Source organism: Nonomuraea sp. NPDC001684, assembly GCF_053596515.1.
This window is the reverse complement of the sequence record NZ_JBSFGJ010000414.1, coordinates 1-8272: the sequence shown is the minus strand read 5'-3', so window position 1 is coordinate 8272 and position 8272 is coordinate 1. Positions and strand designations below refer to the sequence as shown.

The window sequence follows — 8272 nt, the reverse complement described above, 5'->3', positions numbered from 1 at the left end:
CTCGTCGTCTCCATGGCCAACCCCGACGCGCTCAAGGAGGCCGTCGGCAAGGCCGTCGCGGCGAAGATCCCGGTCGTCACCATCAACTCCGGGGCCGACTCCTCCAAGGCGTTCGGCGCCCTCACCCACGTCGGCCAGTCCGAGGACGTGGCCGGGCGCGGCGCCGGCGAGCAGCTCAAGGCCGCGGGCGTCACCAAGCTGCTGTGCGTCGTGCACGAGGCCGGCAACGTCGGCCTCGACCAGCGCTGCAAGGGCGCCGAGCAGACCCTGGGCGGCACGGTCGAGCGCCTGCAGGTGGACGTCGCCAACCTGGCCGACGTCACCTCCAAGGTCACCGCCAAGCTGCAGTCGGACAAGCAGGTCAACGGCGTGCTCGCGCTCAACCCGGCGGTCGCCGTGGCGGCCAGGGACGCGATCAAGGACTCGGGGTCGCAGGCCAAACTCGCCACCTTCGACCTGTCGGGCGACGTGGTCGCCGCGATCAAGGACGGCGAGATCCTGTTCGCCGTCGACCAGCAGCAGTACCTGCAGGGCTACCTGCCGATCACGTTCCTGAAGCTGTACAAGGACAACCTCAACACCGTCGGCGGCGGGCTGCCGGTCAACACCGGGCCCGGGTTCGTCACCAAGGACAACGCCGAGCAGGTGGCCAAGCTGGCCGAGGCGGGCACCCGATGAGCGGCCGCCGGGACGCGGCCGGGGACGAGGCCGGGCACGGGGAGGGCCGCCGATGACGGCCGCTCCCGCGCGGGCCGACGAGCGGGTCGCCCGCGTCGGCCTGGCCCGCCGCCTGATCGTCCGGCCCGAGCTCGGCGCCGTGGTGGGGCTGGTCGTGGTGTTCGCGTTCTTCGCCGCGCAGTCGGAGGTGTTCCGCTCGCCGGCCGGGATCGCCAACTGGCTCGACCCGGCCGCCACGCTCGGGATCATGGCGGTCGCGGTGGCGCTGCTCATGATCGGCGGCGAGTTCGACCTGTCGGCGGGCGTGCTGACCGGCACCAGCGGGCTGATCCTGGTCACGCTGGCCACCCGTTACGGGTTCGGCGTGTGGCCGGCGATGCTGGCCGGGCTGGTCGTGGCGCTCGCCGTGGGGTTCGCCAACGGCCTGGTGGTGACCCGGACGAAGCTGCCCAGCTTCATCGTCACGCTGGGCACGTTCCTCATGCTGCAGGGCGTCAACCTCGGCGTCACCAAGGCCGTCACCGGGACCGTGCAGGTCGGCGGCCTGCGCCGGGCGGCCGGGTTCGACGGCGCCAGCGCGCTCCTCGCGGGCACGATCCAGATCGGCGGCACGTCGTTCCGGGTGGCGATCCTGTGGTGGATCGCGATCACCGCGCTGGCCACGTGGGTGCTCATGCGCTCCCGGCCGGGCAACTGGATCTTCGCCGTGGGCGGCGACGAGCAGGCCGCGCGGGCGGTCGGGGTGCCGGCGGCCCGGACGAAGATCGCGCTGTTCATGACCACGGCGGTGGCCGCCTGGCTGGTCGGCTCGATCCTGGCGCTGCGCTACACCTCCGTCCAGGCCAACATCGGCATCGGGCAGGAGTTCGTCTACATCATCGCGGCCGTCATCGGCGGCTGCCTGCTGACCGGCGGGTACGGCTCCGCCGTCGGCGCCTCCATCGGCGCGGTGATCTTCGGCATGGCCGACAAGGGCATCGTGTTCCTGGGGTGGGACGCCGACTGGTTCAAGTTCTTCCTCGGGGCCATGCTGCTGCTCGCCACGCTGGCCAACCGGATGGTCCGGCGCTACGCCGAGGAGGTGCGGCATTGATCCTGCAGACCCGCGACATCGGCAAGACGTTCGGCTCGGTGCTGGCCCTGCGCGGGGTGTCGATGGGCGTGGAGGCGGGCTCGGTCACCTGCGTGCTCGGCGACAACGGGGCCGGCAAGTCCACGCTCATCAAGATCCTGGCCGGGGTGCACCAGCACGACACGGGGACGTACCTGGTGGACGGCGCCGAGGTGCGCTTCGCCGGCCCGCGCGAGGCGCTCGACCGCGGCATCGCCACCGTCTACCAGGACCTGGCGATGATCCCGCTCATGTCGGTCTGGCGGAACTTCTTCCTCGGCTCCGAGCCCCGCAAGGGGCTCGCCTTCGACGTGGCCAGGGCCCGCCGGGTGGCGGCGGAGGAGCTGCGCGCCATGGGCATCGACATCCGGGACGTCGACCAGCCCGTCGGCACGCTGTCGGGCGGCGAGCGGCAGTCGGTCGCCATCGCCAGGGCCGTGCACTTCGGCGCGCGGGTCCTCATCCTGGACGAGCCCACCTCGGCGCTGGGCGTCAAGCAGGCGGGCGTGGTGCTGCGCTACATCGCCCGCGCCCGCGACCGGGGGCTCGGCGTGGTGTTCATCACCCACAACCCGCACCACGCCTACCCGGTCGGCGACCGGTTCCTGCTGCTCAACCGCGGGACCAGCATGGGCGAGTACGCCAAGTCCGACATCGGCAAGGACGAGCTGACCGCGCTGATGGCCGGCGGCGCGGAGCTGGCGGAGCTGGACCACGAGCTCCGGCGCGAATGAGCACCGCTTGATCGGAATTTGACGAAACCGGGCGATCGGATCGAGGTAGGCCAAGGCAGGAACCGGGGTGGACCACACTGACGACCGGGGGCGGCCACCGTGACGACGATGATCAGCAAGCAGATCGTGCTGGAGAAGGCGGCGCAGGAGTTCGCCGACGCCAACGCCAAGCGGCCCTTCATCTATGAGCTGCCGCCCGAGCAGGGCCGCGAGGTCCTGGAGAAGCTGCAGTCCGACCCGAGCGTGCCCAAGCCGGAGATCGACGAGGAGTGGATCCAGGTCCAGGGCGGCCCGACGGGCATCGTGCCGGTGCGCATCGTCAAGCCCAAGGGGGCCACGGGCACGCTGCCGGTCATCTTCTACATCCACGGCGCGGGCTGGGTGTTCGGCTCGGCGCACACGCACGACCGGCTCGTGCGCGAGCTGGCCGTGCGGACCGGCGCCGCCGTCGTCTTCCCCGAGTACGACCGCGCGCCCGAGGCGAAGTACCCCACGCAGATCGAGCAGAACTACGCCGCCGCCCAGTGGGTGGCCGAGCACGGCGCGGAGAAGGGCCTGGACCCCTCCCGCATGGCCGTGGCCGGGGACTCGGTGGGCGGCAACATGTCGATCGTGCTCACGCTCATGGCCAAGGAGCGCGGTGACGTGCGGCTGCTCGGCCAGGTGCTGTTCTACCCCGTCACGGACGCGAACTTCGACACCGAGTCCTACAAGCAGTTCGCCACGGGCTACTACCTCAACCGGGACGGCATGAAGTGGTTCTGGGACCAGTACACGACAGATCCGGCGCAGCGCGCGGAGAGCCACGCCTCGCCGCTGCGCGCGAGCGACCAGGAGCTGCGCGGCCTGCCGCCGGCCCTGGTGCTGAACGGCCAGGCCGACGTCCTGCGGGACGAGGGCGAGGCGTACGCGGCCCGGCTGCGGGAGGCGGGCAACGACGTCACGGCGGTCGAGCTGGCGGGGATGGTGCACGACTTCGCCATGGTGGACCTGCTGCGCGACACCAACGCCAACAAGGCCGCCATGAGCCTGGCGGTCACCAAGCTGCGCGAGTGGCTGAACACCTGATCTACAACGTAAAGACGTCCGCGTTCCACGCTGCCCATACGGTGAGAAAGAACCATATTTCTCCACCAAGACAAAGGAGTACGGAAGCGTGGCACGCGACGCTGTCTGGGCCGTTATTACCGGCATGTACGACGCCTACGCGCGAGGCGACAGGCAGGGCATCGACCGGCTCCTCCACCCGGAGGCCACGATCTGGGACTCCGCCGAGCCCGGCCTGATCACCAGCAGGCGGCAGCTCGAAAGAGTGCGCGACGCGCGGCCGTCGGACGGCCCGGCGGAGACCTCCGTCCGGGCCATCGACGAGATCGTGGACGTGTGGGGCGACACCGCCCTGGCCCGGTACCTGCTGCAGGTGGACTTCGAGCACGGCGACCCCGAACTCGTCCGGACGACCAGCGTGCTGCGCCTGGTGGACGGCGAGTGGAAGATCGTCCACGTGCACGAGAACACGCTCAGCTCGTGCACCAGGCCGCACACGGACGACGCGCGCGCGGACACGCCCTGACGACCTGACCGGGCGCGGGCGCGCCGCGCGGGGCCCGGCAGCGACCCGGCAGTGCGCCGCGCACAGCCGGGCCGGCTCCGGCCGGGCGTCGCGCACACCGAGGAGGAAGGGGGACGGCCCTATGGTGCGGCAATACTTCGCGCCCCCCTCCGAGGAGCTTGCATGACCGCCACCGACGCACCGACGCTCCCCATCGGGGCGGCGTTCGACCGGATGCCGTTCTCCCGCCGGCACGTGCTCATCGCGCTCGCCCTGTTCATCGCCTTCGTCATCGAGTCCTGGGAGCAGCTCGCCCTGGTCTACGCCTCCGGCGACCTCGGGCCGGCGTTCGGCATCGACGAGGCCGGGATCGGCGTCGTGCTGTCGGCGGTGGCGTTCGGCATGATCCCCGGCGTGCTGGTCTGGGGGCCGCTCGCCGACCGCGTCGGGCGCCGGCCGACCGCTTTCTGGTCGCTGCTGGCCTACGGCGTGATCGCGTTCGCCTCGGCGTTCGCGCCGAACATGGCGACCCTGGTCGCGCTGCGCGTCTGCTCCGGGCTCGCGCTGGCCGGGGTCTACACGATCACCTTCCCGCTCTTCCTGGAACTGCTGCCGACCAGGCACCGGGGCCGGGCCGCGGTCTACCTGTCGATCGGCTGGCCCATCGGCATGCTGGCGGCCATCGCCGCCTCGGTGACGCTCGGCGGGCTCGGCTGGCACGTCGTGGTCATCGCCAGCGCGGCGGCCGGGCTGTGGGCGTTCGCGATCAGGGCGTGGGTGCCCGAGTCGCCGTACTGGCTGGCCGCCCGCGGACGGCAGGAGGAGGCGCGGGCCGTGCTGCGCGTCCTGGGCAGCCCCGACGCCGAGGCCACGTTCACGATCGCCGGAACGGTGGCCGGCGCGCGGGCCGGCAACCCCATGGACCTGTTCCGCGGCCGGCTGGCCCGGATCACCGTGCTCATGCTGCTGCTCAACTTCGTCTTCAACTGGGGCTACTGGGGGCTGCAGACCTGGCTGCCGACGCTGCTGCAGGCCAAGGGGCTGTCGCTGTCGGCCTCGCTCGGCTTCGCCGCGCTCAGCGCGCTGATGATGATCCCCGGTTACGTGAGCGCGTCCCTGCTGACCGGCCGGTTCGGCCGCAAGAAGGTCTTCCTGTTCTACGTGGTCGCCGCCGTGCTGGGCGGCCTGTGGTTCGCCACCGCGAGCAGCCTGACCGGCCTGTACCTGGGCAACTTCGTCCTGTCGTTCTTCAGCCTGGGCGCGTGGGGCGTCTGGAACACCTGGAACGGCGAGTTCTACCCGACCGCCCTGCGCGGCACCGGCTACTCCTGGGCCACGGCCTCCCAGCTCGTGGCCACCACGGTCGCGCCGTCGGCCGTGGGCGCGCTGCTGGCCCACGCCACCGGCTTCACCGCGACGATGCTGGTGATCAACGCGTTCATGGTGGCCACGGCGCTGCTGGCCATGCCGCTGCCCGAGACCGAAGGGCGCGAGCTGGAGTGATCCTCGGCGTCGCGCTGGACGGGCCGTCGCCGGCGGTGGTGGCCGTCGGCGACGGCGCTCCGCTGTCGCAGGCCGTACGCGCCTGCGTGGCGGTCGACCTCGACGGGATCCCCCGCGCGCCGGTGGCCGCGATCCGCGTCGGCGGACCGTGCCCGCCGGTGCTGCGGCCGGTGGCCGACCCGGGGGTGGCCACGATCGTGCGCGGCGGGCACAGCCTGACCGGCCGCCCGCTGGCGCCGCTGGACACCGGCGCGGTACGCGAGTTCGCCGCCGGCTGCGGCCTGGTCGACTTCGCGGTGACGGCGACCGGCTCGCCGATGCTGGCCGACCACGAGCTGGCGGTGGCCGCGATCATCGCCGCCGAGGTGCCCGCGGCCAGGATCACGCTGTCGTACGAGTTCGGCCGCCCCGGCCTGCGGGAACGCGAGGCGCACGCGATCCGGAACGCGGCGCTCGGCCCCGAGGCGGGCCGGATCGCCGACCGGGTGGCGCGGGAGCTGCCCGGGGTGCCGGTGTTCTTCGCCCGCACCGGCAGCGGCCTGGTGTCGGCGCACTACTTCCGCAGGTTCCCGCGGGCCTGCGACCGCGGCGGGACGACCAGCCTGCGCCGCGGCCGGGCCGCCCTGGCCACGGCGGACGTCCCGGCGCCGTTCCAGGTGGTCGAGTCCGCGGGCGAGGACCTGCTGGCCGCGGCCTACGGCGCGGCGCTCGCCCGTCCCGAGGCCCAGGTGGAGCGCATCGTGCAGGCCCGCGGCCGGGCCGAGCTGGACCGGGCGCTGCAGGACGCCAGGGACGAGGCCCTGACCCGCGTGGTCAGCGCCGGCGCCGCGCCCGGCTTCGCCCGGATCGCCGAGACCACCGTCAACCCGCTGTCCTACCTGCCCGACGGCTTCTACCGGGTGCGCGTCACGGCCGAAGGCGCGACGCCGTGACCCGGCGCGTCGGCCCCGAAGAGCTGCGCCGCTTCTCGGCCGGGTCGCGGCTGTTCGCCACGGGCGCGGGCGAGTCCTCCTACGGCCTCACCCTGGCCTGGGCGGAGTCGGTGCTCGGCGACGGCGTCGAGCTGGCCGCCGCGCGCGAGCTGGACCCGGGGACGTTGTGCATGGTGGTCAGCCTGGTCGGGTCCACGACCGCGCTGGGCGAGCAGCTGCCCGCGGGCGACGAGCCCGTACGGGCTGTGCGGGCGCTGGAGCGGCGGCTGGGGGAGCGGGCCGGAGCCGTGGCGGCGCTCAACCTGGCGGCCGAGAACGCGCTGATCCCGCTGGTCGCCGCGGCGGCCCTGGGCGTGCCGCTGGTCGACGGCGACGGGACGGGCCGGGTGTTCCCGCTGGTGGAACAGACGACGTACAGGCTGGGCGGGCTGAGCGCGTCCCCACTGGCGCTGGCCGGGGCGTCGGGGGAGCTGGTGCTGCTGGAGACCGCGGGCGGCCGGGTGGAGGAGCTGCTGCGTCCCGTCGTGCTGGCGGTGGGCGGGTGGGCGGTGGCCGCCTGCTACCCGATGGCGGCGCGGGAGCTGGCCCGGGTGCTGGTGCCGGGCACGGTCAGCCTGCTGCTGGCGGCCGGGGTGCCCGGCGCGCCGCGCTCGGCGGCCGCCCCGTACGGGGTGCGCACGCTGTGCGCGGGCCGCATCCTGGCCGTCGAGGGCAGCACGGGGCACGGCGCCGACGTGGCCATGCCCTCGCTGCCCTCCAGCATCGTGGTGCAGGAGACGGGCGGCCTGCGCAGGCTCGTCCGGCTGGAGGCGCACAACGAGATCGTGCTCGCCCTGGCCGACGGGGCGCCGGTGGCGATGGCGCCGGACCAGATCTGCATGATCTCGTCCGCCGACGGCCTGGTCGTGGACGTCGACAAGGCGGCGCCCGGCATGGAGGTGGAGGTCATGGTGGTCAAGGCCGCGCCGGTCTGGCACACGGACGCGGGGCTCGCGCTGGGCGGGCTGCGGGCGTTCGGGATCCCGTTCGAGCAGCGGGCGGAGTCGCCGTGAGCGGCCTGCGCGAGCCCGGCTGGGAGGCGCCGGTCACGGTGGCGGAGCTGGTCAACACCGGCCCGCTGGCCGGGGCCAGGATGTACGGCGGCGGCGACAACCCCGTGCACCAGGTCCGCATCGTGGACGACCTGTCGGTGTTCGGCGCGGTGACGCCGCACACGGCGGTCGTGCTGATCGGCGCGGCGGCCGGCGGCGGCTGGGCGGTCGAGATGGCCATGCGCCGGGCCTGGGAGCAGGCGGCGGCCTGCGTGATCGCGCCGTCGGGCGGCCTGAGCGCCGGGTCGGGCGAGGTGCTGGCCGAACGGCTCGGCGTCACCCTGATCTTCGTGGACGAGGACCCGCTGATCGTCGCCGTCCGGGTGGCCTCGGCGGCCTCCAGGCCGGAGGCGGCCCGCACCCAGCTCGTCGCCCGCTGCGCGACCCGGCTGGCCGACGCGGGCCCCTCGGCGCGGCGGGTGCTCGGGGTGCTCAACGCCGAGCTGCCCGGCACGTCGGTGGCCTTCCTCGACCGGTACGGCCTGCACGTCGCCGGCCGCCAGAGCGCCACCCGCGCGCCGGGCGAGCACGAGCCGGCCCGGCCGCCGGGGTCCCGGTGGGCGGCCGAGGTCGAGGTGCCCGGTCAGGAGGGCCCGGCGCTCGGGACGCTGGTGGCCGCCGGCACGTCCCGCTCGCCCGGCTGGCCCGCGGTGGTGCGGACCGTGCTGGGC

8 protein-coding genes and 1 pseudogene are annotated in these 8272 nt (G+C 73.6%); all 9 read left to right on the top strand.

The features are described 5' to 3' along the window. Positions 1-678: substrate-binding domain-containing protein (locus tag ACWCSD_RS41855; RefSeq protein ID WP_449923320.1), on the top strand; the 678-nt coding region annotated here is incomplete at its 5' end. Positions 679-730: 52 nt separating this feature from the next. Beyond that, a complete protein-coding gene (locus ACWCSD_RS41850) occupies positions 731-1771 on the top strand; it encodes an ABC transporter permease (RefSeq protein WP_387680308.1) in 1041 nt (346 codons plus the stop codon). Beyond that, positions 1768-2523 (top strand): ATP-binding cassette domain-containing protein, encoded by a 756-nt coding sequence (locus ACWCSD_RS41845; RefSeq protein WP_364341843.1) that lies wholly within the window; start codon positions 1768-1770, stop codon positions 2521-2523. The genes ACWCSD_RS41850 and ACWCSD_RS41845 overlap by 4 nt, the downstream gene beginning before the upstream one ends. Positions 2524-2631: 108 nt before the next feature. Further along, on the top strand, positions 2632-3591 hold the full coding sequence (locus ACWCSD_RS41840) for an alpha/beta hydrolase (protein ID WP_449923315.1): 960 nt from the start codon (positions 2632-2634) through the stop codon (positions 3589-3591). A gap of 88 nt (positions 3592-3679) precedes the next feature. Further along, positions 3680-4096 carry a nuclear transport factor 2 family protein gene (locus tag ACWCSD_RS41835; RefSeq protein ID WP_358299091.1) on the top strand — a complete coding sequence of 139 codons (417 nt, stop codon included), beginning with the start codon at positions 3680-3682 and terminating at the stop codon, positions 4094-4096. Between the two features lie 162 nt (positions 4097-4258). Continuing rightward, positions 4259-5578 carry an MFS transporter gene (locus ACWCSD_RS41830; RefSeq protein ID WP_449923312.1) on the top strand — a complete coding sequence of 440 codons (1320 nt, stop codon included), beginning with the start codon at positions 4259-4261 and terminating at the stop codon, positions 5576-5578. Next, positions 5575-6510, top strand: a complete 936-nt coding sequence (locus ACWCSD_RS41825) for a hypothetical protein (RefSeq protein WP_397158667.1) — start codon at positions 5575-5577, stop codon at positions 6508-6510. The genes ACWCSD_RS41830 and ACWCSD_RS41825 overlap by 4 nt, the downstream gene beginning before the upstream one ends. Then, positions 6507-7562 (top strand): DUF917 domain-containing protein, encoded by a 1056-nt coding sequence (locus ACWCSD_RS41820; RefSeq protein WP_449923307.1) that lies wholly within the window; start codon positions 6507-6509, stop codon positions 7560-7562. Before ACWCSD_RS41825 ends, ACWCSD_RS41820 begins: the two co-directional genes overlap by 4 nt. Then, positions 7559-8272 (top strand): annotated as a pseudogene (locus tag ACWCSD_RS41815) (hypothetical protein); the annotation flags it as partial. The gene ACWCSD_RS41820 and the pseudogene ACWCSD_RS41815, both read left to right, overlap by 4 nt.